This is a genomic window from Streptomyces muensis (assembly GCF_021474425.1).
GTDB classification, from domain to species: Bacteria; Actinomycetota; Actinomycetes; order Streptomycetales; family Streptomycetaceae; genus Streptomyces; species Streptomyces muensis.
The window spans coordinates 1-24,197 of sequence record NZ_JAKEIP010000056.1 but is presented as its reverse complement, the minus strand read 5'-3'; the positions used below and the strand labels follow the sequence as shown (position 1 = coordinate 24,197).

Here is a 24,197-nt window from a genome sequence, read left to right as displayed (position 1 = left end):
CAACTACCTCAACAACCTCAACCGCCTCAACTGCCCATCAACTCAACGGCGTTGAGACAGCAGAAGGCCCCGCCCCCGGTACCGGACCGGGAGGCGGGGCCGACAACCTCAGTAGCGGCGCGTGATCAGCGCCTTCTTCACCTCGGCGATGGCCTTGGTGACCTCGATGCCGCGCGGGCAGGCGTCCGTGCAGTTGAAGGTCGTGCGGCAGCGCCAGACGCCGTCCTTGTCGTTCAGGATCTCCAGCCGCTGCTCGCCGGCCTCGTCACGCGAGTCGAAGATGAAGCGGTGCGCGTTGACGATGGCCGCCGGGCCGAAGTACTGGCCGTCGTTCCAGAAGACCGGGCACGAGGAGGTGCAGGCGGCGCAGAGGATGCACTTCGTCGTGTCGTCGAAGCGCTCGCGGTCCTCGGCCGTCTGGAAACGCTCGCGCGTCGGCTCGTTCGTGTCCTTCGTGATGAGGAAGGGCATGACGTCCCGGTACGCCTGGAAGAACGGCTCCATGTCGACCACGAGGTCCTTCAGCACCGTCAGGCCCTTGATGGGCTCGACCGTGATCGGCTTCTCGGGGTTGATGTCCTTGATCAGCGTCTTGCAGGCCAGGCGGTTCTTGCCGTTGATCCGCATCGCGTCCGAGCCGCAGATGCCGTGGGCGCAGGAGCGGCGGAAGGTCAGCGTGCCGTCCAGGTCCCACTTGATCTTGTGGAGGCCGTCGAGGACGCGCTCCTTCGGGTCGATCTCCAGCTGGAAGTCTTCCCAGGTGGCCTCCGCCGAGACCTCCGGGTTGAAGCGGCGGACCCGGAAGGTGACCGTGATGTAGGGAGACGCGGCGGACTCGGCCTCCACCTTGTCCATAACGGGGGTAGCCATCAGTACTTACGCTCCATCGGCTGGTAGCGGGTCTGGACGACCGGCTTGTAGTCGAGACGAATGGACTCCGTGCCGTCGTCGCCGACCTCGCGGTACGCCATGGTGTGGCGCATGAAGTTGACGTCGTCGCGGTTCGGGTAGTCCTCGCGGTAGTGGCCGCCGCGGGACTCCTTGCGGGCCAGCGCGGACACGGCCATGACCTCGGCCAGGTCGAGCAGGTTGCCCAGCTCGATGGCCTCCAGCAGGTCGGTGTTGAACCGCTTGCCCTTGTCCTGGATCGAGACGTTCTTGTAGCGCTCGCGCAGCTCCGCGATCTTCTCGACCGCCGTCTTGATGGTCTGCTCCGTGCGGAACACCATGACGTTGGCGTCCATGGTCTCCTGGAGCTCCTTGCGGAGCACGGACACCCGCTCGGTGCCCGTCGACGTACGCAGCCGCTCGACCTGGTCGAGCACCAGCTGCGCCGGGTCCTCGGGCAGCTCGACGAAGTCCGCCTTCTGGCTGTACTCCGCCGCCGCGATGCCGGCCCGGCGGCCGAAGACGTTGATGTCCAGCAGCGAGTTGGTGCCGAGACGGTTGGCGCCGTGCACCGACACACAGGCGACCTCGCCGGCCGCGTACAGACCCGGGACCACCGTGGTGTTGTCGCTGAGGACCTCACCCTCGACGTTCGTCGGGATGCCGCCCATGGCGTAGTGCGCGGTCGGCTGGATCGGGATCGGGTCCGTGTAGGGCTCGATACCGAGGTACGTCCGCGCGAACTCCGTGATGTCCGGGAGCTTGGCGTCCAGCTGCTCCGGCGGGAGGTGCGTGAGGTCGAGGTAGACGTGGTCGCCCTCGGGACCGCAGCCGCGGCCCTCACGGATCTCCGTGTAGATGGAGCGGGAGACGACGTCACGGGACGCGAGGTCCTTCATGACCGGCGCGTACTTCTCCATGAAGCGCTCGCCGTCCTTGTTGCGCAGGATGCCGCCCTCACCGCGGGCGCCCTCCGTCAGCAGGATGCCCATGCGCCAGATGCCGGTCGGGTGGAACTGGAAGAACTCCATGTCCTCCAGCGGCAGCCCGCGACGGTAGACCGCCGCCTGGCCGTCACCGGTCAGGGTGTGCGCGTTCGACGTCACCTTGAAGAACTTGCCGGTGCCGCCGGACGCGTAGATGACCGCCTTCGCCTGGAAGACGTGGATCTCGCCGGTCGCCAGCTCGTAGGCGACGACACCCGCCGACTTCTTGACGCCGTCGACCTCGGTGATCAGCTGGTCCAGGACGTAGAACTCGTTGAAGAACTCCACGCCGTGCTTGACGCAGTTCTGGTACAGCGTCTGGAGGATCATGTGGCCGGTGCGGTCCGCCGCGTAGCAGGACCGGCGGACCGGGGCCTCACCGTGGTTACGGCTGTGACCGCCGAAGCGGCGCTGGTCGATGGTGCCGTTCGGGGTGCGGTTGAACGGCAGGCCCATCTTCTCCAGGTCGAGGACCGAGTCGATGGCCTCCTTCGCCAGGATCTCGGCGGCGTCCTGGTCGACCAGGTAGTCACCGCCCTTGACCGTGTCGAAGGTGTGCCACTCCCAGTTGTCCTCCTCCACGTTGGCCAGCGCTGCGGCCATGCCGCCCTGCGCGGCGCCCGTGTGGGAGCGGGTGGGGTAGAGCTTGGTCAGCACGGCGGTGCGGCTGCGCTTCGTGGACTCGATGGCCGCGCGCATACCGGCGCCACCGGCGCCGACGATGACGGTGTCGTACTTGTGGATCTTCATGGTGGTTGCCTCAGCCCCGTGCCTAGCGGATGTTCGGGTCGAAGGTGAAGATCACCAGCGTGCCCAGCAGGATGGTGAACACCGTGGCGGTGTAGAGCAGGCCCTTCAGCCACAGCCGGGTGTTCGCGCGCTCCGCGTAGTCGTTGATGACCGTGCGCAGGCCGTTGGCGCCGTGCAGCATCGCGAGCCACAGCATCAGCAGGTCCCAGACCTGCCAGAACGGCGAGGCCCAGCGGCCGGCCACGAAGGCGAACCCGATCTTCGACACGCCGCCGTCCAGCACCAGCTGGATCAGCAGGTGGCCGATGACCAGGACGACCAGCACGACGCCGGACAGACGCATGAACAGCCAGGCGGCCAGCTCGAAGTTGCCCCGCGTGGACTTCGGGGTCTTCTTGGTGCGCTTGCGCGGGGCCTCGATGTAGGGGGCCGGGTTGTCGACGTTGTAGAGGGACTCGCCCTCGACCGGGCCGATACCGGTGGCGGTCTTCTCAGTGGTGGACATACGCGTCAGCTCCCGAACAGTTCCTGAGCGGCGTGGCCGAGGACGGGGTAGATCGCCCCGAGCATCAGCACCAGCCAGAGGCCGACGACGGACCAGAGCATCTGCTTCTGGTAGCGCGGGCCCTTCGACCAGAAGTCGACGGCGATGACGCGCAGGCCGTTGAGCGCGTGGAAGAGGATGGCGGCGACGAGGCCGTACTCCAGCAGCGCGACGATCGGCGTCTTGTACGTGGCTACGACCTTGTCGTAGTCCTCGGGGGAGACACGGACGAGAGCGGTGTCCAGCACGTGAACGAACAGGAAGAAGAAAATGAGGACGCCGGTCACTCGGTGAGCCACCCAGGACCACATTCCTTCCCGGCCGCGGTACAGCGTTCCAGCCGGCACGGAAGTTCCTCCGGGAGCGGGGATTGGGGCCAGCCGGCTTGTGCTGTCGGTCGGGCCCGGCCGGGTACGGTCCACCGGCCCTCAGCATCGTATCCACGTTGCGCTGCGCGGCTTAGCGGGGGTCTGGGTATGTGATCAAAGTGGCACGCGGATGGGTGATTCGCGGCTAATGGGGTGGGCCGGCCTGTTTGTTGCCGGGTGCGGCGCCGTTTGGGCTGGTCGCGCAGTTCCCCGCGCCCCTCAGGGCACGAACCAGCCGTCCCTTTGCCAGGCGCCGGAGTTCCTCTGCCGTCAGGACTCGTTCGTCGTCCGGATCGTTCGCCAATCGAGACCGGATGGCGTGAAGCACGTAGTCCAGGGCCTCCGCCGGCGCCAAGTCGTCCAGGCAGATGACGAATGCGTGCCCGAACTTGGCCTCGTATGCGGCATTCGCCGCATTGAGTGCCGTATGGGCCGCTCCGTAGATCCCCTCCGGCAAAACCGGCAACGTTTCTGCCGCCAGCGCCTCCGCAAGATCGGCCGGTGTCAGGTCGTAGGCCGCCTCGTCGGACGCGGCCAGTAGGGAGTCGACGTCCGGGTACGGGCGGTGGCTCGCCAGGCGTTCGACCCAGCGGGGGCTGTGCAGGCAGTCCATGAGGAGCGCGCGGGCGTCGTGGGCGGGCGCGCTGTTGAAGGCGTCCAGGACGGTGGGCAAGGACGGTATGGCGACTCGGCCAGGAAGGTGTGTGGGCGTCACGTGGTTTCGACAGGGGATTCTGGGGCAGGAGTGGCGCCACGTTACCGAGTGTGGACGTGACGTGTCCGACGGATGCCCGAATTTCAGTCGAACGGGAGAGTTTCAGAACGTTCCCTGGACGGCGGGCCGAGCGCACAGGGCCTAGGTTGGCGATGTGAGCCAGCACAAGCACAGGCGCCGGGCACCGGCCAAGAGGGCGCTGAAGCAGACGTGGGTGCTGATCGTCGCCGTGGTCGTCGTGACGGTCGCGGCCGGGGTGAGCCTCGGGCTCCTGGCCACCGGCGACGACGGAGCGCCGGCAGGATCGGAGCAGCGGCGGTCGGCCCCGGGCATATCCGAGGGTGCCTCACCCTCCGCACCGAGAGGGGCGCCCACCCCGACACCGTCACCCACTCGGACGTATCCGCTCTCGACGGCCCCGCGCACCATTCCCGCGGTCACCTCCCACACCGCCGAACGCGGGCCGGGCTGGCGTCCCGCGAAGGGGGAGCGGGTCGTCGTGAACGACAAGGATCTCGCCGACGAGGGGCGGCTCATCGCCGGTGAGCTGGGGCTGACGTACGCGGGCGAGAAGGACGACGTGCGGGCCGGGGACGTGCGGCTGGCGCTGAACGACGACAAGGGCGCGGATCCGGAGTCGTACGCGATGACCGTGCGCGGCGGACGGGTGACCATATCCGGGCCCGGTGAGGCCGGGGTCTTCTACGGGACGCGGACGCTGAAGCAGGAGGTCCGGGACGGGGGTACGGCGCCGGAGGGCGTGGTGCGCGACGAGCCGGCCAAGCCGGTGCGCGGGTTCATGCTCGACATCGCGCGCAAGCACTTCACCGCGGACTGGATCGAGGACCGGGTGCGGGAGCTGGGGGACCTGAAGTTCAACCAGCTGGGGCTGCACTTCTCCGACGACCAGGGGTTCCGGATCGAGTCCACCTCGCATCCCGAGATCGTCTCCCGGCAGCACCTCACCAAGGCACAGGTCAGGAAGATCGTCGAGCTGGCCGAGAGCCGGCACATCACCGTCGTGCCCGAGATCGACTCGCCGGGGCATCTGGGTGCCGTCATCGCCGCGCACCCGGATCTGCAACTGCGCAATGTGAACGGGGTCGCGACGCGAGGCGCCGTGGACATCTCCAAGCCGGAGTCCGCCCAGATCGTCGACGACCTGCTGAACGAGTTCGCCGGGCTCTTCCCGGGAAACCAGTGGCACCTGGGCGCCGACGAGTACCAGGCGCTGGTCGTCTCCAACCCCGAGGCGTCCTATCCGCAGCTCGCCGCGGCCGCCCGGGAGGCCTACGGCTCCGGCGGCACCGTCGCCGACCTCGCCACCAAGTGGCTCAACGACCGCGCCGCCACCGTCCGCGCCCACGACCGCACGCCGCGGGCCTGGAACGACGGGTTCTTCCGGGGCATCTCCGTCCAGCCGGACAAGGACATCCAGGTGGCGTACTGGACGGGCAAGGAGATCGGCGCGCGGGTGCCGCTGGAGTACCTGAGGGAGGGGCGGAAGGTCATCAACTACAACGACGAGTTCCTCTACTACGTGCTCGGCGAGCCGCAGACCTTCGTCTATCCGACGGGTGAGCGCATCTACGAGCAGTGGACGCCACGGGTCCTGCGCGGGACGGTGGCCGTGCCGGCCGACTACGACGACCAGATCCTCGGCGGGTCGTTCGCCGTGTGGTGCGATCTGGCGAACTCGCAGACGCAGGAGCAGGTCGCGGCCGGGATCCGGATGCCGCTGCGGGCGACGGTGCAGAAGCTGTGGGACGCCGGTGAGCCGGAGCTGTCCTGGGCGGAGTTCAGGGCGCTCGCGGACCGGCTGGACTGAGCTGTGGATTGGCCGATACGGCTGCGAACCCCCGTGCGAATGTGGTGTATTCGGCGCGAGCCGTACCGAACAGCCAGGGGGAATCGGAATGGGCTACTGGGGGTACTTCGTGGTGGGCCGTGGGGAGCGGCCGTTGGCGGAGCTGGACGCGCTGGCAGGCGTGGCGGGGATGACCCTGCGCGCCCGGGCACCTGGCGGCTGGCAGGTGTGGGAGTACCCGAGCGGGGACGGTGACGTCGGGAGCATGAACGCCCTGGCCGGCGAGACCGGGGCGCCCGCGCTCTTCGGATACGTCATGGACAGCGCCTCCGTGGTCGTCGAGGCGGCGGCGCCGGAGAGCGGGGCGTGGACGACCTGTCTGGCGCGGGCCGCGATGGCCGGGTACCTCGGCGCCGGCGACGAGGAGCTCACGCTGGAGGACTACTTCCTCGAACCCGGTGACGCCGCCGAACGGGCCGTCGCCTGGGCCGCCGAGGCGGGCCACGAGGTGAACGCCGAGTCCGTGATCGACGTACTCACCTCTGAAGCGGATCCTTTGGCCGAAAACCTCTTCTTTCGGCTGCTCGACCGGCTCGGTGTCGTGCCCCTGTGACACTCGGGGGCCGTTGCACGCAGTAAGGGGAGGTGTGGGCTCCGTTAAGGAAGGGGCCTTCCAGGGGCCTGTGCGGGGACCCCGACCCTCATGACTGACCCGCTTAGGGAGGCGTGGATGAGCCTGGTGGAACTGATCGCTCAGGCCGACGAACGCGGACTGGCCGCCAGCGGGTTGGCTTGTTTGGATCGGTGTGTGCCGCTGCTGGGCGGTGACGACGAGGTCCTGCGGCCGCTGTGGGCGAACCTCGCGGCGGGCGGGGAGCCGACCGCGTGGGGCGAGCTGCTGGAGCAGGTGCGCGGGAAGCTCGGCGTCGCCGAGATCGTGGACGACGAGGACGTCGAGGACGAGGCCGCCCTGCTCGCCCGGCGGATGCTGGCCGCCGCCCCGGCCGTACGGTCCGCCGCCGAGGCGCGGATCTGGGCCGACGCCTGCTCCGTGGCCTCCCTCCAGATACACCGGCTCCTCGACCCCGCGGAGGGCGACGCGTCCTCGGCCGGCGCACTGCCCGAGGAGCTCAGCTCGGCGCGCGCGGAAGGGGTGCCCGTGGAGGGCCGTAAGGCGGGGATGTCGCCGCTCGTCGCCGCCGAACTGCGGCGTCAGGTCAGCGTCCTGGAGATCCTCGCCGGGCACGGCGCGGGCGGACTGCGCCGGGCGCTGGAGGTGTCGACGGAGGGGCGTCGGGTGCTGCGGGCCGTGGTGTCGCGGCGGGCTCGGGGGAAGGGCTGACCCGGGCGGTGCCCTGAGCTACGGGCCGTCAGGTGATCAGCCACTTCACCACCGCGTCGCCGTAGTCCGCCGTCTGCGCGTAGAAGGCGGTCAGGTCACGGTGGGTCGCCGCGAAGAGTCCGCGCACCTCGGGTTCCGCGTCCGTCGCGGCGTACGGCCGCAGCAGCTTGGTGCGGGCGCGGCGCCACAGGTCGTCGAAGTCGGCCGTTCTGAGGTACTCGGCGACGCCGGTCACCTGGGCCGCGGTGAGCAGCAGGAACGGCGGAAGGGGTGTCTCGGAGTGGAAGACCGGGCGGCCGCCGAGGACCACGTGGGTGCGGGGGCCGTCCGGTGCGTGGTTCGGGGGGATGCCGCAGTAGAGGAGCTCGACGTCGCCGTACTGCCGGTCGAGCACCTCCTCGCGATGCCGGCCGATCCGCTCCCGCACGGTGTCCCAGTCGTCCTCGAACAGGCGCTGGAACCAGGTGGCGCTGTTGCGCAGTGCCGAGGGCGGCACCGCTCGGAGATGGAAGTACATGCTCATCAGTGACTGGAGCGCACGGGAGCGGCGAAGCGTCACTCCCGCGTAAACCCGGTGTCTGAGGGAGTCCTGTGAGTGTCGTGGGGTGGACGTGGGGCGGTCCTGCACCGGTCCCGGGCAGCCGCCGGATCCGCGTGACGAAACGCTGTTCGGCCACGCTCTCCAGGATGTGACGACTCAAGCGGAGACCAGGCCCTCGGCCGCGAGCAAGCCGGTGCGGTGGGCGGCGGACGCGGTGGCGACGATGCGCGAGGGCGCGCGGCTGCGGCTCGACTACTCGGCGCAGAGCCTGTGGCGGGTCGACCGGATGATCGAGGAACTGCGCCGTGAGCGGACGCCGTACGCCGCCGTGGAGAACACCCTGCGCGGTCTCGGCGCGTACGCCGGTGAGGTGATCGTCCGTCAGACCGGTGCCGAGTGGTGGGCGTCAGGCGGCGACCACTGGATCCGCACCCCCGACGGACGGCTGTGGGATCCGATCGACGAGGCGCGACGGTGCTTCGCGGGCGACGGGTCGCTGCGGCTGCTGTGCCGGGACGCGACGGGCGGCCGGTAGTCGCGGACCGGCGAGGTGACCGCGCGGACATGACCCGGCCGGGACCCCGTGAATGGGCGGGGTCCCGGCCGGGTCAGCTGTTCCGCCGTGGCGTCAGCTCGCCCAGACCTCGGCGTCGTCGGCCGGGACGGTGGTGGCCAGGCCCAGTTCCTTGCGGGCGGCGATCGTCTTGTTCGGGTCGATGCCGGTGAAGGCCGGGTCGTAGGCGATGTAGAACGCGTCGGCGTCGGCGGCGTTCGCGGCCGACTTCCACTCCTTGGCCGTCTTCGTCAGCTGCTCACGAAGCTTGCCGACCTCCGCGCCCTCGATGCCCTTCAGGCCCTCGAGGTGCTCGTCCAGGGCGGCCGCCACGGCCTTGGCCTGCGCCTTGTAGCCGGCCAGGTCCTCCTCGACGGTGTCCTTCTCGGACTGGTTCGCCCACAGCGCGTCGTAGACGGCGTTCGAACCCTTCAGGTACGTGCTCTGCGCGGGCTTCAGCGTGTCCGCGTCGGCCTTCAGCGAGCCGGTGAAGTTGCCCGACTCCTTGTTGTAGGTGCAGGTCACGGCGCGGTCGCCGGTGGCCCAACTCTCCTTGGTCGGCGTGTAGTAGAAGATCGAGACACCCTTGGGCAGCGCCCAGGTGTCCGGGGCGAACTTCCCCGCCTCGGCCGGGCAGCGCTTGTCGGCGATGGCCGTGATCGCGTCGTCGCCGGGGTACGAGCTGCCTTCCTCGATCTTGAAGTCGGCGACGACCTGACCCGTGTGCGCCTCGGTGCAGGGCACGATCTCGACGAGGATCTCCTCGCCCTCGCCCTTGGTGTTGGGGTTGTAGCAGTCCCCGACGGCCAGCGAGAACACCGACCGCTGGCGGGCCACCTTCTTCGCGCCGTCCTTGGCGCTGTCCACGGCGTCCGAGACGTCCGAGCACCCGGCCGCGCCGAGCGCGAGCAGGGCGACGGCGGCGGTTATGCCGCGAAGGGGACGGGAAGGTCGAGGCATCGACATGACGTGTACATCCTCTTATGTGATCTTTATGAGGGTCGGGCGCATCGTATGCCATCCCTGAGGTGTCGCTGTGCCAAGGCCCTTGCCTCGTCGCGGCGTCTGTGTGACACCCGATGAGCCGCAAGGGTTGTATCCCTCCGCATCGCGTGGCCGCCCTGTGACACTTCTGCGAGGCCGGGCGCTGTTGACCGTGGAGGGGCGTGCGAAAGGGCGGCCGCATCACGAGGTGCGGATGCGCCGCGAACCGGTACGGACGAGGACAGTTCTTGGGCCAGGGAGGGGAACCCCGCCGCGTGCACGTGCACGACGGGGAGTTGAGCGCGGCCGTCGCGCGGGCCCAGGAGGGTGACGAGGCCGCCTTCGCGGTCGCGTACCGACTGGTGCAGCCGGGACTGCTCGGATACCTGCGCGGACTCGTCGGGGACGACGCGGAGGACGTGGCGTCCGACGCCTGGCTGGAGATCGCCCGCGACCTCGGCCGGTTCAAGGGCGACGGCGCCGGGTTCCGGGGCTGGACCGCGACCATCGCAAGGCACCGGGCGCTGGACCATCTGCGCCGGCAGAAGGTACGGCCCCGGGCATCGGCGCTGGAGAGCGACGTACTGGAGCTGCCCGGCCCGTACAGCACACACGACCAGGCACTGGAGTCGATCTCCACGGAACGTGCCCTGGCGCTGGTCGGCGGACTGCCGCGGGACCAGGCCGAGGCGGTGCTGCTGCGGGTCGTCGTCGGTCTCGACGGCCCCGCCGCCGCACGCGTCCTCGGCAAGCGCCCGGGCGCGGTGCGGACGGCCGCGTACCGGGGTCTGAAGCGTCTGGCCCAGCAGCTCGGCGTCTCAGGTGTGACGGATGACGGCCCCAGGACGCTGGGGGAATCGAAATGAACAGTGAACGTGACGGCGGCGACCGGAACGGCACAGCGGCGCCTCGGTGAGGCGAAGCGGTGTGTGCTCGGTGAGTCGTGCGGGGCGTGAGGGACGTACAGCCTCTACGAGGCTTGTGAGTTACGAGGCTTGTGAGTCGGGCCAGGTCGGACAGGAACAGGAAACGGACATGGGTGAACAGCAGAGCGGCGGTGGGACCCCCGGCCGTCGGCGTGCGCACCCTGACGGCCTCGTCCCCGGCCGGGCGGCCGGCCCGCACATGACGCTCGACGCCGCCGCGCTGGAGGCGCTGCTCTCCGCCGCCGTACTGCGCGGGCACCGCGCGGACCTCGACGGCGAGCAGCGTGCCGTGGCCGCCTACCGGGCCGCCCGGGCCGCGGGGGTGCACCACCGGGCGCGCACCCGGCGCCGGGACGACTGGCGGCCCCGCGCGCCCCGGCGAGTGGCGCTGTCCGTGAAGACCACGCTCTCCCTCTTCGTGGCGAGCCTCGCCCTCGGCGGCGTCGCGGTCGCCGCGATCGGCTCGTCCGACTCCTCGGACCACCCCGCCGACGACAAGGTCGGCTCCACCCCGACGGCCGGTGCCCCCGACCGGCCGTCCGCCGGGCCGTCCGCCGCGCAGTCCGACCCCCGCGGCGGACGGCCCGGCCACCCCACCGCCGCCCAGGACACCGAGGCCAAGTGCCGTGCCTACGACCAGGTCGAGGGCAACGGCCAGGCCCTGGACTCCACGGCCTGGCAACGGCTCGTCACGGCGGCGGGCGGCGAGGACAAGGTGGCCGCGTACTGCGCCGAGCAGCTGGCGCGGGCGGCGAGGACCGAGCCGACGAAGCCCGAGCCGGCAAAGACCGAGCCGGCGAAGCCCGAGGCCACGAGGCCCGAGCCGACGAAGCCCGCGCCGACGAGGACGGCCGACGTGGGCGGTGGCGCCAGCGGCGACAACGGCCAGGGTTCGAGCGGGAGGAACACGTCCGGCGAGGGTGCCGAGAAGCCCGATCAGGCCGAGAAGCAGGCCGACGCGGGCTGAGCTGAGCTCCTCAGGCCTCACCTCAGGCGTCCGGCCCCGTCACCTTCTCCTTGCCCACGGAGGAGAGGTGCTCGCGCAGGTGGGCGGCGGCCTCGGTGCGTCGGCCCGCCAGGAGCAGGTCGGCGAGTCTCACGTGTTCGGCGCAGCGGACGAGGGCACGGTCGCGTGGGAGTGAGCGCCGGTATTCGATGAGCCGGCGCAGACGGTCGACGCGGTGCAGGGCGTCGATGAAGAAGGAGTTGCGGCTGCAGGCCATGACGACCTCGTGGAAGTGGCTGTTGAGGTCGTAGAGCCGGGCGTCGCCGATGTCCAGGATCTCGCCGTCCACCAGGCGCTGTTGCTGCGCACGGACCGTTTCGAGGGCCTCGCGGTCCAGGACGAAGCCGGGTTCGAGGAGGGCGGCGGGTTCGATGGTCAGCCGGAAGCGGTAGCTGTCCTCGTAGGCCTCCATCGAGGTGAGGGTGGGCTGGAACTCCCAGCCGTATCCGGGCAGCCGTTCGATCCAGCCCTCGACGGCGATACGGCGCAGGATGTGCGCGAGCTGTCCCGGCATCAGTTCGTAGCGGCGGGCGAGGGCCTTCTCGGTGACCCGGTCGGGCAGTTCGCCGTCCAGTCGGTCGGCGGCGATACGCAGGTAGGCCTCCTCGACGCCGTCCTCGGCGGCGGCCGGGGCCGGACGGGCTTCCGCGAGGTCGTCGCCGGTGAGGGCGACGGTGTAGCCGCCGCGCTCGGCCGGGACCACGACGCCCTGGTCCGCCAGCAGCCGCAGGGCCTGGCGGACGGGCGAGCGGGAGACCTTCAGCTGCTCGGCGAGTGCGCGCTCGACCAGGCGCGTGCCGACGGCGAGTCCGCGCGCGGCGATGTGCTCGACGATGTGCGCCGCGGTCCGGCGGGCCAGAGGGGTGGGCGCGGTCATCGTGTTCGGTTCCCGGTCGGTGGTCAGACGAGGGCGCGGCAGATCTCCGCGGTGAAGGCGGCGGTGCCGAGTGTGCCGCCGAGGTCGCGGGTGCGGGTGGCGGGGTCGTCCAGGACGGTGTCCACCGCGTCGGAGATCAGCTCGGCGGCCCGTATGAGCCGTTCGTCGTCGTCGCGTCGGCCGCGCCAGTCGAGGAGCATCGCGGCGGAGAGGATCAGCGAGGTGGGGTTGGCGATGCCCTGGCCCGCGATGTCCGGGGCCGAGCCGTGCTGGGCCTGGGCCACGCACAGGATGTCGGAGGCGTTGACGGAGCCGCCGAGGCCCAGGCTGCCGGAGAGTTCGCATGCCTCGTCGGAGAGGATGTCGCCGAACATGTTGGTGGTGACGATGACGTCGAACCGCTGCGGGCTGCGGATCAGCAGCGCCGCGGTGGCGTCCACGATGAGCTCTTCGAGCTCGACGTCGGGGAACTCCGCTGCCACCTTGCGCACCTCGCGCAGGAACAGCCCGTCCGACAGCTTGACCACGTTGGCCTTGTGGACGGCGGTGACCTTCCCGCGGCGGGTACGGGCCAGTTCGAAGGCCGCCCGGGCCACGCGCCGGCTGGCGTGGGCGGTGACCTTGCGGAGCGAGAGCGCGGTGTCCTCGTCCGGCATGAACTCGCCGCTGCCCGCGAACATGTTGCGGTCCGAGTAGAAGCCCTCGGTGTTCTCCCGGACGATGACCAGGTCCATCGGGTGGCGCAGGACGCTCAGACCGGGGCGGGAGCGGCTCGGGCGGACGTTGGCGTAGAGCTGGAAGACGGTGCGCAGTTCGGCCGACGGGTTGATACCGCCCTCGGCCCGCGGCGGGTAGTCGTAGTGCGAGACGGGGCCCAGCAGCACACCGTCCGCCCGCGGGACACGCTCCAGCACGGCGTCCGGCAGCGTGGACCCCGACGCGGCCAGGGAGGCGAGCCCGATGTCCCGGGTCTCGTAGGCCAGGCCGAGCCCGAGCCGTCGGTCGACGGCGTTCAGTACGTCGAGGGTGGCCGCCGTGATCTCGGGGCCGATGCCGTCGCCGGGCAGCACGAGGATGTTCACCGATCGCCTTTCGTGGGGTGGACGGCCGGTCACCGACACGTTAGGCGGACAGGTTGGTATTTTGGAAGCACGTTGTACCAAGAATGTGGCCGTGCGAGGCCGCGCGAGATCCAGCGGCACGGGGGCCGGGACTGCCCGGCAGGGGAAGGGTCGCCGTCGCGGAGACGGCCGGGGCCGCCACCCCCCACAGGAGAGGCCCCGGCCGTCGCGCGGCACGGGCCGCGCGGCGGCCCGTACTTTCTACAGCGTCATGACTGCGTTTTCTGTCACACCCGGGCGGACACATTCGCGGAATCCCGGGTAGTTGCATGTTGTACGGACATGGACGAGCAGCGCTTTCAGGCCGTAACGTGCCTTTCGCGCCGGACGCGGAGGGTGTATGACCACCGCAACGACCTGCGGTCTCGGAACCGCAACCACCAATTGAGGTACCAGTGCTGGGGGACGACGCGGAGTTGACCGCCGCGGTGCTTGCCGCACAGGACGGGGACGAGAGTGCGTTCCGGACTGTGTACCGCTCCGTGCACCCGCGGCTGCTCGGGTACGTACGGACGCTGGTCGGCGACCCGGACGCCGAGGACGTCGCGTCGGAGGCGTGGCTCCAGATAGCCCGTGACCTGGGACGCTTCAGCGGGGACGCGGACCGCTTCCGCGGCTGGGCCGCCCGCATAGCCCGCAACCGCGCGCTGGACCACATACGCATGCGCGGCCGCCGCCCCGCCATCGGCGGCGACGAGACGGAGCTGACCGGGAAGGCCGCCGAGTCCGACACGGCGGGCGAGGCCATGGAGGCCCTGGCCACCGATGGCACCCTCTCTCTCATCGCGCGGCTGCCGCAGGACCAGGCCGAGGCCGTCGTCCTGCGCGTCGTGGTGGGGCTCGACGCCAAGACGGCGGCGGAGACGCTGGGCAAGCGCCCGGGTGCCGTACGGACCGCCGCGCACCGGGGCCTGAAGCGGCTCGCCGAGCTGCTCGGCGACGATCCGGAATCGGCCGGTGTGCTCGACGCCCTGCCTCCCCAACGAGAACCGCGGGGCCGTGCGGTGACGTCCGCGAGTGTGACGCATATGCGTTCGCGGACGCAGAGGGATGTGTGATGGCCGACGAGCAGTACAGGTGGCTGGACCGCGAAACGGCGGAGCGATTGCTGCGCGGAGAGTCACTCGAAGCTGTCGACGCGGCCGACCGCGACCAGGCCGAACGCCTCGCCAAGACCCTTGAGGCACTGACCGTCGAACCCCCGCTGAGCAGCGCGGAAATCTCCGGAGAGGCCGCGGCGCTGGCGGCGTTCCGGGCGGCCCGCGCCGACCGGGGCGACACCACCGTGAGCGTCGGCCCCGGCACCGGATCCCACCCCGACCACGTCGCCGACGCGGGGCTCGTCCGGATCGGCGGCCCCGCCCGCGCCGCCCGCCGCCCCCGCTGGGCCCGTCCGGTACGGCTCGGTCTCGCCGCCGCGCTGGCCGTCGGCATGGTCGGCGGGGTCGCCGTCGCGGTCGGAACCGGATTCCTGCCGACGCCGTTCGGCGGGGACGAGGGGGGCCGCCCGGCCGCCTCGGTCTCGGCGCCGGCACCGTCGGACCGCCCGCTCGTCTCGCCCTCCCCGGAGAGCCGGATGCAGGGCGGACCCACCCCGGACGACGACGCGGAGGCCTCCGCCGACCCGGGCACCACCCACGACACGGCACCGGGCGGCCCGGACACGGACCGCGGCACCGCCGGTGACGAGCGGGCCGGGCACTCCGGCGCCTGGTGGCACGCCGTCACCTCGTACTGCCGCGACCTGCGCGACGGCAAGCAGCTGTCGAGCGACCACCGCCGCTCCCTGGAGGGCGCGGCGGGCGGCTCCGAAGGCGTGCGGACGTACTGCAAGAAGGTCCTCAAGGCGTCCGGCGACGGCACCTGGAGCAATCCGGGCGACGGCAGGGACAAGGACAAGGGCAAGGACAAGAACCGGGACAAGGGCGAGGACCGGGAGAAGGACGACGACGAGGGCGACGGGGCCGGCCGGCGTTACAACGACGGCGGCCGGTACGGCGGCGACCACGGTGACCACGGCGACCGTCACGGCAGCGGCCACGGCAATGACCACCGCGTGGACGGCGCCGTCGTCGCCGCCTCGGCCGTGACCGGCTTCCTGCCGGACCGGATCCTCCCCCCGCTCACTCCCCGCACTCCACTCACGCGCCGCTGACCTGCGGTTTCGTGATTCCTGGAAATTTCTTCGCGGCAGGAGTGACACTTTCGACGGCCACGGCGCTGATCTGAGTGAGCCGACTGGTCATCGGCCGTCGCACAGAGCCGGGGTTCCCCCCGTACCTGCGGCTCGTGCATCGGCGCGGGCGGGACACGTTCCCCCGGTCCCGCCCGCGCCCCACACTCACCTCACCAATGGACGACGACCTTGTCGCCGGTCCGCACCTGGGCGAACATCTCCGAGATCGCCCGTTCGTCCCGTACGTTGACGCAGCCGTGCGAGGCACCGGCGTAGCCGGTGGCCGCGAAGTCGGACGAGTAGTGCACCGCCTGGCCACCGCTGAAGAACATGGCGTACGGCATGGGTGAGTCATAGAGCGTCGACACATGGTGCCGGGACTTCCAGTAGACGCTGAACACACCCTCCCGGGTCGGTGTGTACTGCGACCCGAACCGCACCGGCACCGTCAGGACGGTCCGACCGTCGATCATCCAGCGCAGGGTCCGGCTCGACTTGCTGATACACAGCACCCGGCCGGTCAGACACCGCGCGTCCGGCGCGTCGGCCGGCTGGCCGCCCATCAGGTACAGGTCCCACTTGCCGGGTTCGCGGGTCATCTTCACCAGCCGCTGCCAGGTGACCTCGTCGGTCTTCCCGGTCCTCGGCAGCCCGCGCTTGCCCTGGAAGCCCCTGACGGCCTGCTCGGTCAGATCGTCGTAGGTCCCGGTCGGCCCGTCGAAGAGCCAGGCGATCTGCCGCAGCCGGGCCTGCAGCTCACGTACGTCACGGCCCTCGTCGCCCCGCGACCACAGCACGGCGGCGGGAGTCACGGGCGCGGTGGTGGGCGTCGCGCCCGGCTTGTCGTCGTTCCCGTCGTCATGGCCGTCGTCGTTGTCCCCGGCACCGTCGTCCGGCGGCGCCGACTTCGCGGACGGCGTGCCGCTCGGCAGCTCTATGCGCACCGGCGAATGCCGGTCGTCCCCGGACGCCTGCACCGTGCAGCCGCACAGGACCGCGAGCGCGGCACCCACGGCTCCCACGGCGAGTACGGCGGTAGATCTCCCCATGCCCCTGGTACGCATCCCGACCCCCGGCGTCTCATCGCGGCCACCCCCCGGCGGCCCTGATGTCACCTGAGATGTTCCCCGCGCGTGACCGGTTGCGAACTACGGGGCATGGTGGGAGACGGAGGGGAGACAGCGGCGAACCGGGACACGGAGGAACACCATGGCGCGTGAGTCGGAGTCCGGACTGCCCATCGAGCCGGTCTACGGGCCGGACGCGCTGGACGGCTGGGACCCGGCCGAGAAGCTGGGCGAGCCGGGCGCCTACCCCTTCACCCGCGGCGTCTACCGCTCCATGTACACCGGCCGCCCCTGGACGATGCGCCAGTACGCCGGCTTCGGCACGGCCACGGAGTCCAACGCCCGCTACCGCGATCTGATCGCCCACGGCACGACGGGCCTGTCCGTCGCCTTCGACCTGCCCACCCAGATGGGCCACGACTCCGACGCGCCGATCGCGCACGGCGAGGTCGGCAAGGTGGGCGTGGCCATCGACTCGATCGACGACATGCGGGTGCTGTTCGGCGGGATCCCGCTGGACCAGGTGTCGACGTCGATGACGATCAACGCCCCGGCCGCACTGCTGCTCCTGCTGTACCAACTGGTGGCGGAGGAACAGGGAGTCGGCGCCGACCGGCTCACCGGCACGATCCAGAACGACGTGCTGAAGGAGTACATCGCGCGCGGCACGTACATCTTCCCGCCGAAGCCGTCCCTGCGGCTGACCGCCGACATCTTCCAGTACTGCCGGGCCGAGATCCCGAGGTGGAACACCATCTCGATCTCCGGCTACCACATGGCCGAGGCGGGCGCGTCCCCCGCGCAGGAGATCGCCTTCACCCTCGCCGACGGCATCGAGTACGTCCGCACGGCGGTCGCCGCCGGCATGGACGTCGACGACTTCGCGCCCCGTCTGTCCTTCTTCTTCGTGGCCCGTACGACGATCCTGGAGGAGGTCGCCAAGTTCCGCGCGGCGCGCAGGATCTGGGCGCGGGTGATGCGGGAGGAGTTCGGCGCGAAGAACCCCAAGTCCCTGATGCTCCGCTTCCACACCCAGACGGCCGGCGTGCAGCTGACGGCCCAGCAGCCCGAGGTCAACCTCGTCCGGGTCGCGGTCCAGGGCCTCGCCGCGGTCCTCGGCGGCACCCAGTCCCTGCACACCAACTCCTTCGACGAGGCCATCGCGCTGCCGACGGACAAGAGCGCCCGCCTCGCGCTGCGTACCCAGCAGGTCCTCGCCTACGAGACGGACGTGACCGCGACCGTGGACCCCTTCGCCGGGTCCTACGTCGTCGAGAGGATGACCGACGACGTCGAGGCGGCGGCCGTCGAGCTGATGCGGAAGGTCGAGGACCTCGGCGGCGCGGTGGCCGCGATCGAGCACGGCTTCCAGAAGAACGAGATCGAGCGCAGCGCCTACCGGATCGCCCAGGAGACGGACTCCGGCGAACGGGTCGTCGTCGGCGTCAACCGCTTCCAACTGCACGAGGAGGAGCCGTACGAACCGCTCCGCGTGGACCCGGCCATCGAGGCCCAGCAGGCCGAACGGCTGGCGAAGCTGCGGGCGGAGCGGGATCAGGGGGCCGTGGAGGCGGCACTGGCGGCGCTGAGGAAGGCGGCCGAGGGGGAGGGCAACGTCCTGTACCCGATGAAGGAGGCGTTGCGGGCCCGGGCGACGGTGGGGGAGGTGTGCAACGCCCTTCGGGAGGTCTGGGGGACTTATGTGCCCTCGGACGCGTTCTGAGCTGGGCGATTACTCCGTGTGGGTGATCACGAGCCGAAGCGGCACGTTGCCGGTTACGCTCGTGGAGAGTGGGCCCCGAGAAGGAGGACGCCATGGCCGTACTGCAGCAGGAGCTGACCCTGGGAGAGGCTGCGGACCAGCTCGCCCGCGCACTGCCTGGCCACCGCGTGGAGATTCTCCAGGGGAGGCTCACTGTGACACCGCCGCCGGACAGCTCGCACGGGCGGTCGCTGACGAAGCTGTGCAGGGCGCTTGAGCGCGCAGGCATCGAGGGAAGCGGTGTCGAGTGGATCCAGGGCATCTGCCTCTGGTTGCCCACGTTGCCTGAGGACTTCGCGATCCCCGATCTCTCGATCGTGGACGACGACATCGACGACGCTCATGTCACGAGGAACTACTACGCCCCGCACGCTTTTCGGATGGTCGTCGAGGTGACGTCGTCCAACTGGTCCGACGATCTCGGTCCCAAGGTCGAGTGCTACGCCCAGGCAGGCATTCCCGCCTACCTCATCGCGGACCGGAAGCACGGCGAGGTGCTCCTGTACGCCGACCCCGCCGACGCCAAGTATCCCGACCCCCAGTACTTCAAGCGCGGCCAGAGCGTGCCCGTGCCGGAATCCGTCGGCCTGCGCGTCGAACTCTCCGTGGACACCCTCCTCGACGGCTGACCCGCTGGCGGAGTCCGAAGCGCCCGAGATAGTCCGCGATCCGTGTGGGGGGTGGTCCCCGGCCCACCCCACATAGCCGTCCGGCCGTACAATCTCCCCGCGCGGCGGGAAGATGTGCCAGTTGTCCCGGTCCAGGCCCGTGATCCGGACGTCCGCGACCAGGATCGGGTTCGGGTCGACGGTCACCCCGGTCATCCCGATGCCGAGGGCCCGCCGCACCGCCGAACGGCCCCCGTCGGCGGCGACGACGTACCGCGCGCGGACGCGTTCCCCGTCCGTGAAGCGGACCGTCACCCCGTCCGCGTCCTGCGTGATCCCGACGGCCTCCCGCCCGAAGGCGACGGTCCCGCCCAGCTCCTCCAGTCGCGCGAAGAGGATCTCCTGCGTCCGCCACTGCGGCACCATCCACGGCTCGGTGTACGGCGAGTCCTCGCTCACCTCGGCCGGGTCGAACATCCGGTGCTCGCCCGCCCGCTCACCGTCCTGCCAGATCATCCCGACCGGATAGCCGCCGCCCGCCGCACGGATCGCGTCCAGCACGCCCAGGTCGTCGAAGACCTCCATGGTGCGCGGCTGGATGCCCTTGCCGCGCGAGCCCGGGAACAGCCCGCCGGCCCGCTCCACGACCAGCGCGTCCACCCCGCGCTGCCGTCTCCGAGCGTGCCCTTAACGCCGTTAAACTGTCAAGCGTGACCACCGAACGCCGAGCCCCCCTCGACCGCGCCCGCGTCGCGGACACCGCCCTCAGGCTGCTGAACGAGGTCGGCCTGGACGGTCTGACCCTGCGGGCCATCGCCAAGGAACTGGACGTCAAAGCACCGGCCCTGTACTGGCACTTCAAGGGCAAACAGGCGCTGCTCGACGAGATGGCGACCGAGATGTACCGCCGGATGATCGCCGGGACGCCCCTCGACCCGGCGGACACCTGGCAGGACCGCCTGCTCAGGGCCAATCGCGGACTGCGCGCCGCCCTCCTCGGCTACCGCGACGGCGCCAGGGTCTTCAGCGGCTCACGCTTCACCGGCATCGAGCACGCCGAGCAGATGGAGGCCACCCTCCGCCTGTTCACGGCCGCCGGCTTCACCCTCGCCGAGGCGGTCCGCGCGACCTCGACGACGTACCTCTACACCCTCGGTTTCGTCACCGAGGAACAGGGCGTCGAACCGGTCGCGGGGGAGCGCCGGGAGGGCTACGACCTGGAGCAGCGCGCCCGCATGATGGCCGACTTCCCGCTGTCGGCCCAGGCGGGCGCGGAGATCTTCGCCGACTACGACCGGCACTTCGAGGAAGGGCTCGCGGTGGTGATCGCCGGGATCGAGGCGCGGTACCGGGTCAGGTGACCGTTACTTTTCGTTCACCTGGTGGTTGGCGGGGAGTCGGTGTCCGGCGTCGAACATCTCCTACGGTCGCAGGGATCCGCCCCGGAGAGAGCCCAGGTGTACGCGTGACCAACCCCCCGACCCTGTCCGTGATCGTCCCCTGCTACAACATCGAGTCGTATGTACCCGAGACCGTGACCAGCCTGGTCAACAACGCACGGGACGACTTCGAGTTCATCTTCGTCGAGGACAGGTCCACCAAGGACAAGACGTACGAAGCGCTGCTGACGCTGACGAAGAGACTCGGGAACAGCCGGGTGATACGGCACGAGCGCAACGGCGGACTGGCCACCGCGCGCAACACCGGCATCGACGCCTCGGAGGGCCGCTACCTCACCTTCCTCGACGGCGACGACTGGCTGGCGCCGGGCTATCTCGCGGATCTGGTCGACGCCATCGAACGGTTCGACGTCGACTTCGTACGCACCGACCACGTCCAGGTCACGGGCATCGAACGCACCGTGCACCGCGCCCCCGAGGGCCGCCGCCACACCCCGCTCGACCCGCGTACCTCCATCCTCCCCGTCGACGACACCACCATGGTCGACTACCCCTACGCCTGGGCCGGCGTCTACCACCGCCGTCTCCTCGACAAGGGCATGCTGCGCTTCCACGACGGACTGAAGACCGCCGAGGACCGCCCCTGGATCTGGGACCTGCACCGCAGGGCCGACTCCTACGCCGTCGCCAGTCTGCGCGGGGTCTTCTACCGCCGGGGCGTGGCCAGTTCGCTGACCCAGATCGGCGACGTCCGCCAGCTGGACTTCTTCCGCTCCTTCGACCTCGTCCTCGCCGAACTCGCCGACGACCCCGAGGTGGACAAGCTGCGCAAGAAGGCGCTGCGCAACTACTGCGTCGTCATCGCCCACCAGCTGCTCGGCCGCGGCCGGTTCGAACGCAGCATCGCCGCCCGGCTGAAGGAGATGGCCGCCGAGGCGCTGGGCAGGATGTCGGAGGACGAGCTGGAGGAAGCCCTCGTCGGGATGGGCGAGGAGCGCGTGTACATGCTGCGCCGGATACGGGGCGGCATGAAGGGAGTGGCGGCATGATCCAGATCTTCTTCTCGGCCACGCAGTACGCGGCCGCGACCGTCACCGCCGCCATACGCGCCGGCCAGTTCGGCCCGCGCGACGGCGTCCGCCGCATCCTCGTCGTCAGCAACACCGCCGCCATCCCCGAGGTCGGCACCCCGCTGGACAAGATGGCCGGCTTCGAGAAGCTGCGCCCCGAGTTCGACGAGGTGCGCTCCTGGAACGACTTCATCTCCCCGCACCACCCGGCCGGCTGGTCCCCGCGCGGCCAGGACACCCTGCTGTGGGAGAAGGCCGTACGCCTCGCCTGGAACCTGGGCGACGAGCCGGTCGAGATCGCCTGCGAGTCCATCCAGGCCAACCCCTCCCGCGCGGTCGCCGACATCTTCGCGGACAGCCCGATCCATGTGTACGCGGACGGCCTGATGAGCTACGGCCCCACCCGCAACCGCATCCCGCACGGCATGAGCAGCCGGATCGCCCGCGTCCTCCACCTCGACCTGGTGCCGGGCCTGACGCCCATGCTCCTCGCCGAGTACGGCGTCACACCCGAGGCCGTCCCCAACGACGCGATCGTCGACGTCCTCGCCCAGATCGGCGAGTCCGGCGCCGGCATCCTCACCGAGCGCCTCCCGGCGGACAACCCGCCCACCGCCGTCCTCCTCGGCCAGTACCTCTCGGCCATCGACCTGATCACTCAGGACGAGGAGGAGCAGCTGCACATCCGCTTCCTCCGCGCCGCGGCCCGCGCCGGTCACCGGGACGTGCTGTTCAAGCCCCACCCGAGCGCACCGGCCGTCTTCAACGAGTCCCTGGAGGCGGTGGCCAAGGAACTCGACGTGCGGCTTACGGTCCTCAACGAACCCGTCCTCGCCGAGACCGTCTTCGCCTTCCTCAAGCCCAAGCTCGTCATCGGCTGCTTCTCCACCGCGCTGATGACCGCCGCCGCCTTCTACGGCATCCCCGTCGCCCGCGTCGGCACGGACCTGCTCCTCGAACGCATCACCCCGTACGAGAACAGCAACCGCATCCCGCTGACCATCATCGACGCGGCCCTGCCCGACGCGGAGCACGCCGAGATCGGCTCCCCGCTCGAACTCGCCGGCATGGCCGACGACCTGGCCCCGCTGGTCCGCAGCGTCGGCTACTGCATGCAGTCCCGCAAGCACCACGCCCTGCGCGACGAGGTCACGGCCTGGCTCACCGCCAACCTCTCCCAGCACCAGGGCTACTTCAAGCGCCGCCGCCTCACCAGCCTCCGCCTGCCGGGCGGCAGCCCGGTACGCGCAGAGGCCCTGCGCAAGCACCCGGCGGTACGCAAGGCAGTACGCCGACTGAGGCAGACGGCGCGCTAAAGGTGGAGGGGGTGGGGGTGGGCGCAGCCCCACCCCCACCCCAGGGGCGCGGGGAACTGCGCGACCAGCCCCCACCGAACCCGCAGACGAACAACGGCCCGCCTAGCGGAGCGGCACCGCCGGCAAAGCCCTCTTAAGCTTCGGCCCGAACGGCTTCTCCACGAACCGGTGCATCAGATACGCCAGCCCCAACAGACCCAGCACGGACAGCGCCAGCGTCGGGTAAGAACCCAGCCCCAGCCCCCGATGCAGCACCCGGATGAAGAACCACCCCAGGTGCTCGTGGATCAGATAGAAGGGGTACGTCAGCGCCCCCGCCACCGTCAGCCACCGCCAGTTCGCCCAGCTCGTCCATCCCAGCGCCACCACCGCGACGGCGGCGAACGCGCAGAAGACGATGGCCTGGATGACCAGCGGATTGCGGTGGAAGTCACCCTGCTCGCCCGGGTGCCACAGCGCCATGACCGAGTAGCGCTGGCCCAGCAGGAAGGACATGCCGACGATCCCCCACAGCAGCAGGTCGCTGCCGAAGCGGTGGATCAGGTACAGCGCGAGACCGCCGATGAAGAACGGGGCGTGGTCACGCATCACCAGCTCGTCGGTCAGCGGGTTGTCGGCGACCCGGGCGAACGCGCCGGCCAGCGTCCACAGGATGCAGAAGGTGACGACCCGTTTGTAGGTGACGCCCTTCCAGATCACGAACAGCGCGAAGAGCACGTAGAACTTCAGCTCCACCCACAGCGTCCAGCACACACCCAGCACCCGGGGCACACCCAGCGGCTGCTGCATCATCGTGAGGTTGACGAGGAGCTCGTCGGGCCGGACCGGGTGGACGACGACCGGCAGCAGCACCGCGGCGCCGGTGACCATGACGATGGCCACCCAGTACGCCGGGTAGAGACGGGAGATCCGGGAGCGGAAGAAGTCCCCGAGGCTGCGGCCCCAGCTGCTCATGCAGATCACGAAGCCACTGATGACGAAGAAGAACTGCACTCCCAGGCTGCCGTACGTGGACAGCTGCGACAGCGTCGGGAACATGACGCCGGGGGACTGGTCCCAGGAGGTGGCGACCTCGCCGTTCTTGCCGGTGAAGTGGTACATGCACACCATCAGCGCGGCCATCAGCCGCAGACCGTCCAGGGCCCGCAGCCGGCTCGCGGCCCGGGGCCGGACGGGCGGCCGGTCGGGCAGGGGCAGCCGTATGTGCGGTGCCGTGGCCTGGTCAGCCGCGCTCATCGTGGGGGCCCTTCTCGTGGGAGTCGTGGGACGACCGAACCTATGTACCCCCGAAGAGTGAAAGGTGAGTGACAGCTGACGCACGGGGAGCCCGAAGATGTCACTCCGATGAACATCCACCCCTGCCGGCCAGCCCTACCAGCCACCCCCACCA

The 24,197-nt window shown here is 70.2% G+C and carries 24 protein-coding genes and 1 pseudogene; 13 read left to right on the top strand and 12 right to left on the bottom strand.

Features of this window, described 5'->3' with window-relative positions:
- Window positions 1–108 precede the first annotated feature (108 nt).
- The 5 genes from L0P92_RS16370 to L0P92_RS16350 all read right to left on the bottom strand — a co-directional run bounded on the left by L0P92_RS16370 (window position 109) and on the right by L0P92_RS16350 (window position 4,251).
- Window positions 109–870, bottom strand: coding sequence for a succinate dehydrogenase iron-sulfur subunit (locus tag L0P92_RS16370; RefSeq protein ID WP_234763443.1), 762 nt, complete (start codon window positions 868–870; stop codon window positions 109–111).
- The gene (sdhA, locus tag L0P92_RS16365; RefSeq protein WP_234763442.1) at window positions 870–2,624 is read right to left on the bottom strand and encodes a succinate dehydrogenase flavoprotein subunit; all 1,755 of its coding nucleotides are present in this window, start codon (window positions 2,622–2,624) and stop codon (window positions 870–872) included. Before sdhA ends, L0P92_RS16370 begins: the two co-directional genes overlap by 1 nt.
- 22 nt (window positions 2,625–2,646) lie before the next feature.
- Window positions 2,647–3,129 (bottom strand): succinate dehydrogenase hydrophobic membrane anchor subunit, encoded by a 483-nt coding sequence (locus L0P92_RS16360; protein ID WP_234763441.1) that lies wholly within the window; start codon window positions 3,127–3,129, stop codon window positions 2,647–2,649.
- 5 nt (window positions 3,130–3,134) lie between these two features.
- Complete coding sequence (gene sdhC, locus L0P92_RS16355) at window positions 3,135–3,515, bottom strand: succinate dehydrogenase, cytochrome b556 subunit (RefSeq protein WP_079056196.1); 381 nt, start codon at window positions 3,513–3,515, stop codon at window positions 3,135–3,137.
- Window positions 3,516–3,681: 166 nt separating this feature from the next.
- Window positions 3,682–4,251 (bottom strand): 2-oxo-4-hydroxy-4-carboxy-5-ureidoimidazoline decarboxylase, encoded by a 570-nt coding sequence (locus L0P92_RS16350; protein WP_234763440.1) that lies wholly within the window; start codon window positions 4,249–4,251, stop codon window positions 3,682–3,684.
- Window positions 4,252–4,465: 214 nt separating this feature from the next.
- Between L0P92_RS16350 and L0P92_RS16345 the strand changes: the two genes are divergently transcribed.
- From L0P92_RS16345 to L0P92_RS16335, 3 genes are all read left to right on the top strand, one after another.
- Window positions 4,466–6,079, top strand: a complete 1,614-nt coding sequence (locus L0P92_RS16345) for a beta-N-acetylhexosaminidase (protein ID WP_234763454.1) — start codon at window positions 4,466–4,468, stop codon at window positions 6,077–6,079.
- Between the two features lie 88 nt (window positions 6,080–6,167).
- Window positions 6,168–6,671 (top strand): hypothetical protein, encoded by a 504-nt coding sequence (locus tag L0P92_RS16340; RefSeq protein WP_234763439.1) that lies wholly within the window; start codon window positions 6,168–6,170, stop codon window positions 6,669–6,671.
- A gap of 117 nt (window positions 6,672–6,788) precedes the next feature.
- Window positions 6,789–7,400, top strand: a complete 612-nt coding sequence (locus L0P92_RS16335) for a hypothetical protein (protein WP_234763438.1) — start codon at window positions 6,789–6,791, stop codon at window positions 7,398–7,400.
- Between the two features lie 28 nt (window positions 7,401–7,428).
- On the opposite strand, the gene L0P92_RS16330 is transcribed toward L0P92_RS16335, so the two are convergent.
- The gene (locus L0P92_RS16330) at window positions 7,429–7,917 is read right to left on the bottom strand and encodes a DUF1877 family protein (protein WP_308289727.1); all 489 of its coding nucleotides are present in this window, start codon (window positions 7,915–7,917) and stop codon (window positions 7,429–7,431) included.
- Between the two features lie 172 nt (window positions 7,918–8,089).
- On the opposite strand from L0P92_RS16330, the gene L0P92_RS16325 reads away from it, so the two are divergent.
- A complete protein-coding gene (locus tag L0P92_RS16325) occupies window positions 8,090–8,476 on the top strand; it encodes a hypothetical protein (RefSeq protein ID WP_234763436.1) in 387 nt (128 codons plus the stop codon).
- A 93-nt stretch (window positions 8,477–8,569) separates the two neighbouring features.
- Here the strand turns inward: L0P92_RS16325 and L0P92_RS16320 are convergent, their stop codons facing one another.
- Window positions 8,570–9,460, bottom strand: a complete 891-nt coding sequence (locus L0P92_RS16320; RefSeq protein ID WP_234763435.1) for a septum formation family protein — start codon at window positions 9,458–9,460, stop codon at window positions 8,570–8,572.
- Between the two features lie 266 nt (window positions 9,461–9,726).
- Here L0P92_RS16320 and L0P92_RS16315 point away from each other — a divergent pair, with 266 nt between their 5' ends.
- The gene (locus L0P92_RS16315; protein ID WP_234763434.1) at window positions 9,727–10,344 is read left to right on the top strand and encodes an RNA polymerase sigma factor; all 618 of its coding nucleotides are present in this window, start codon (window positions 9,727–9,729) and stop codon (window positions 10,342–10,344) included.
- A 169-nt stretch (window positions 10,345–10,513) separates the two neighbouring features.
- A complete protein-coding gene (locus L0P92_RS16310) occupies window positions 10,514–11,371 on the top strand; it encodes a hypothetical protein (RefSeq protein WP_234763433.1) in 858 nt (285 codons plus the stop codon).
- A 22-nt stretch (window positions 11,372–11,393) separates the two neighbouring features.
- Here the strand turns inward: L0P92_RS16310 and L0P92_RS16305 are convergent, their stop codons facing one another.
- Together L0P92_RS16305 and L0P92_RS16300 are read right to left on the bottom strand one after the other, a co-directional pair.
- Entirely contained in the window at window positions 11,394–12,287 is an 894-nt protein-coding gene (locus L0P92_RS16305) for a GntR family transcriptional regulator (RefSeq protein ID WP_234763432.1), read from the bottom strand.
- Window positions 12,288–12,310: 23 nt separating this feature from the next.
- Window positions 12,311–13,369, bottom strand: coding sequence for an isocitrate/isopropylmalate dehydrogenase family protein (locus tag L0P92_RS16300; protein WP_234763431.1), 1,059 nt, complete (start codon window positions 13,367–13,369; stop codon window positions 12,311–12,313).
- Between the two features lie 434 nt (window positions 13,370–13,803).
- Here L0P92_RS16300 and L0P92_RS16295 point away from each other — a divergent pair, with 434 nt between their 5' ends.
- Together L0P92_RS16295 and L0P92_RS16290 are read left to right on the top strand one after the other, a co-directional pair.
- Window positions 13,804–14,466, top strand: a complete 663-nt coding sequence (locus tag L0P92_RS16295) for an RNA polymerase sigma factor (RefSeq protein ID WP_234763430.1) — start codon at window positions 13,804–13,806, stop codon at window positions 14,464–14,466.
- Window positions 14,466–15,563: a hypothetical protein gene (locus tag L0P92_RS16290; RefSeq protein ID WP_234763429.1), complete on the top strand. Its 1,098-nt coding sequence runs from the start codon at window positions 14,466–14,468 to the stop codon at window positions 15,561–15,563. The genes L0P92_RS16295 and L0P92_RS16290 overlap by 1 nt, the downstream gene beginning before the upstream one ends.
- Window positions 15,564–15,754: 191 nt before the next feature.
- Here the strand turns inward: L0P92_RS16290 and L0P92_RS16285 are convergent, their stop codons facing one another.
- Window positions 15,755–16,633, bottom strand: coding sequence for a L,D-transpeptidase family protein (locus L0P92_RS16285; protein WP_234763428.1), 879 nt, complete (start codon window positions 16,631–16,633; stop codon window positions 15,755–15,757).
- A gap of 160 nt (window positions 16,634–16,793) precedes the next feature.
- On the opposite strand from L0P92_RS16285, the gene L0P92_RS16280 reads away from it, so the two are divergent.
- Together L0P92_RS16280 and L0P92_RS16275 are read left to right on the top strand one after the other, a co-directional pair.
- The gene (locus L0P92_RS16280) at window positions 16,794–18,374 is read left to right on the top strand and encodes an acyl-CoA mutase large subunit family protein (RefSeq protein WP_234763427.1); all 1,581 of its coding nucleotides are present in this window, start codon (window positions 16,794–16,796) and stop codon (window positions 18,372–18,374) included.
- A gap of 92 nt (window positions 18,375–18,466) precedes the next feature.
- The gene (locus tag L0P92_RS16275) at window positions 18,467–19,042 is read left to right on the top strand and encodes a Uma2 family endonuclease (protein WP_234763426.1); all 576 of its coding nucleotides are present in this window, start codon (window positions 18,467–18,469) and stop codon (window positions 19,040–19,042) included.
- Window positions 19,043–19,141: 99 nt separating this feature from the next.
- Here L0P92_RS16275 and L0P92_RS16270 read toward each other — a convergent pair.
- Window positions 19,142–19,690 (bottom strand): annotated as a pseudogene (locus L0P92_RS16270) (FAD-dependent monooxygenase); the annotation flags it as partial.
- Between the two features lie 41 nt (window positions 19,691–19,731).
- Between L0P92_RS16270 and L0P92_RS16265 the strand changes: the two are divergent.
- From L0P92_RS16265 to L0P92_RS16255, 3 genes are all read left to right on the top strand, one after another.
- Window positions 19,732–20,382 carry a TetR/AcrR family transcriptional regulator gene (locus tag L0P92_RS16265; RefSeq protein ID WP_234763425.1) on the top strand — a complete coding sequence of 217 codons (651 nt, stop codon included), beginning with the start codon at window positions 19,732–19,734 and terminating at the stop codon, window positions 20,380–20,382.
- A 104-nt stretch (window positions 20,383–20,486) separates the two neighbouring features.
- Window positions 20,487–21,470, top strand: a complete 984-nt coding sequence (locus L0P92_RS16260) for a glycosyltransferase family 2 protein (RefSeq protein WP_234763424.1) — start codon at window positions 20,487–20,489, stop codon at window positions 21,468–21,470.
- Window positions 21,467–22,807: a polysialyltransferase family glycosyltransferase gene (locus tag L0P92_RS16255; protein ID WP_234763423.1), complete on the top strand. Its 1,341-nt coding sequence runs from the start codon at window positions 21,467–21,469 to the stop codon at window positions 22,805–22,807. Before L0P92_RS16260 ends, L0P92_RS16255 begins: the two co-directional genes overlap by 4 nt.
- A gap of 102 nt (window positions 22,808–22,909) precedes the next feature.
- Here L0P92_RS16255 and L0P92_RS16250 read toward each other — a convergent pair whose 3' ends face one another.
- A complete protein-coding gene (locus L0P92_RS16250; RefSeq protein ID WP_234763422.1) occupies window positions 22,910–24,043 on the bottom strand; it encodes an acyltransferase family protein in 1,134 nt (377 codons plus the stop codon).
- Between the last annotated feature and the right edge of the window lie 154 nt (window positions 24,044–24,197).

Coding starts and splice junctions, on each gene's coding strand:
- L0P92_RS16275 (WP_234763426.1), top strand. CDS start 18,467: ATGGCCGTACTGCAGCAGGAGCTGACCCTGGGAGAGGCTGCGGACCAG.
- L0P92_RS16335 (WP_234763438.1), top strand. CDS start 6,789: ATGAGCCTGGTGGAACTGATCGCTCAGGCCGACGAACGCGGACTGGCC.
- L0P92_RS16360 (WP_234763441.1), bottom strand. CDS start 3,129: ATGTCCACCACTGAGAAGACCGCCACCGGTATCGGCCCGGTCGAGGGC.
- L0P92_RS16320 (WP_234763435.1), bottom strand. CDS start 9,460: ATGTCGATGCCTCGACCTTCCCGTCCCCTTCGCGGCATAACCGCCGCC.
- L0P92_RS16330 (WP_308289727.1), bottom strand. CDS start 7,917: ATGTACTTCCATCTCCGAGCGGTGCCGCCCTCGGCACTGCGCAACAGC.
- L0P92_RS16280 (WP_234763427.1), top strand. CDS start 16,794: ATGGCGCGTGAGTCGGAGTCCGGACTGCCCATCGAGCCGGTCTACGGG.
- L0P92_RS16285 (WP_234763428.1), bottom strand. CDS start 16,633: ATGGGGAGATCTACCGCCGTACTCGCCGTGGGAGCCGTGGGTGCCGCG.
- L0P92_RS16370 (WP_234763443.1), bottom strand. CDS start 870: ATGGCTACCCCCGTTATGGACAAGGTGGAGGCCGAGTCCGCCGCGTCT.
- L0P92_RS16340 (WP_234763439.1), top strand. CDS start 6,168: ATGGGCTACTGGGGGTACTTCGTGGTGGGCCGTGGGGAGCGGCCGTTG.
- sdhA (WP_234763442.1), bottom strand. CDS start 2,624: ATGAAGATCCACAAGTACGACACCGTCATCGTCGGCGCCGGTGGCGCC.
- L0P92_RS16310 (WP_234763433.1), top strand. CDS start 10,514: ATGGGTGAACAGCAGAGCGGCGGTGGGACCCCCGGCCGTCGGCGTGCG.
- L0P92_RS16255 (WP_234763423.1), top strand. CDS start 21,467: ATGATCCAGATCTTCTTCTCGGCCACGCAGTACGCGGCCGCGACCGTC.
- L0P92_RS16305 (WP_234763432.1), bottom strand. CDS start 12,287: ATGACCGCGCCCACCCCTCTGGCCCGCCGGACCGCGGCGCACATCGTC.
- L0P92_RS16250 (WP_234763422.1), bottom strand. CDS start 24,043: ATGAGCGCGGCTGACCAGGCCACGGCACCGCACATACGGCTGCCCCTG.
- L0P92_RS16290 (WP_234763429.1), top strand. CDS start 14,466: ATGGCCGACGAGCAGTACAGGTGGCTGGACCGCGAAACGGCGGAGCGA.